We start from the raw sequence: 1,503 nt of genomic DNA, 5'->3' as shown, positions 1-1,503 counted from the left end.
AAACACCCATGAGGCTCCGCCTCATGCTTAACTCATGAAAAACTGTAACCTCCAGTCTCCCAATATTAATCTGGGTAGTGAAGGTTGTTTTCTTTTTGGGTTTCAAATCCGTTAAAAAAACTAACCCTTGAATTGCCATCGAAGGCTGAACTGTGACCTAGATCACGAATGGAAAATTGACCAGCCAGGAAATTCATCTACCCATTTTTAGAGACATGACTACAGATTACCAAATAGCAGCTGGGCTAGATGTCCATAAACGATTCATTGTTGCCACAATTCTATGGACAAATGGTTCCAAGTTCCAGGAGAAATTTGATAGGACTGTGCAAGGCCTTCTTGCACTAAAGAATTGGATTCTTCAGAATAAATGTCAGGTTGTTGCTTGTGAATCAACAAGTGATTACTGGATCCAAATCTATGATTCACTCATCGATCATCTTCCGGTCATAGTAGGCAATGCTCATGATATCAAGGTTCTTTCACATAAAAAGACTGATAAAATAGATTCAGAAATCATCGCGCTGCTTGCTCTTAAGGGAATGATTGAACCATCCCGTGTCTTTTCCCGACATCACCGAGATTTCAGAAAACTTGTACGTCTCAGACATTTTTTAGTTAAGAAACGTACTGATATTAAAAATAGGATTCATGGCATTCTTGACACTGAATTATTTCACTTGTCTGAAACGTTAACTGATATTTTTGGAGTTTCTGGGAGATTGATCATGATTGGAATACTTCAAGGTGATCCTGCTGATAAAATTATTAAACAGATCCCCTGGAAAGTTCTTAATAAGAAAGAGCCAGAAATCAGAAATTTGCTAGAACAAAGTCTTTCTCAAAACGCACTAATTCAATTAGGACACTGTCTTCGCGTTATGATGAAGTTGGATGAGGAAATTGGATTACTTACTAAGTATGTCATCCATTATGCCCATACAAATTATCCTAGGAAAGTTGAGATCCTTAAATCTGTTCCCGGTGTTGGAGATATTACTGCAGTAACACTCATTGCAGAAATTGATAACTTCAAGGATTTCTCTTCAAGTGATAAACTTGCCAGTTGGTTAGGGATTGTTCCTAAAGTTTATCAGTCAGCGGATCATCAAGTGAAACGATCAATAACGAAACGGGGGTCGAAACTCGGAAGATGGATATTAACTCAAGCGGCTCATGCGGCAGCAAAAAAGAAAAAAAGTGTCCTACGCGACTTTTATGAAGCCAAAAAGCCGGTGATTGGGACTGGTAAAGCAATTATTGCACTTGCAAGGAAGATGATTACAATAATTTGGCATCTTATTGTAAATGATGAAACATATGTCGATGTCTATGCTCAACCTAAAAAGCAAGTGAAATACCATAATGTCCGTATTCCTGTCGCATATACCCTAGAAGAGGCCTTAAAACTGTTATCTGACACGATAAAAGAGATGAAGAAACCAGATCCTGATCCGATTTGAGGGTTTTACCCTCTTAATGGATCCGGTTTTTCATGGAAAA

Annotated in this window: 1 protein-coding gene; it reads left to right on the top strand. The window is 38.3% G+C overall.

Annotated elements, in window-relative coordinates; translation table 11 throughout:
- Positions 1–215 precede the first annotated feature (215 nt).
- Positions 216–1,463: an IS110 family RNA-guided transposase gene (locus DLD82_RS00640; RefSeq protein WP_109939175.1), complete on the top strand. Its 1,248-nt coding sequence runs from the start codon at positions 216–218 to the stop codon at positions 1,461–1,463.
- Positions 1,464–1,503: the final 40 nt, after the last annotated feature.

It is taken from the genome of Methanospirillum stamsii, from assembly GCF_003173335.1.
In the GTDB taxonomy this organism is placed as follows: Archaea; Halobacteriota; Methanomicrobia; order Methanomicrobiales; family Methanospirillaceae; genus Methanospirillum; species Methanospirillum stamsii.
Note: the sequence above shows the minus strand (reverse complement) of the source record. Positions and strands in the feature narration are given on the sequence as shown.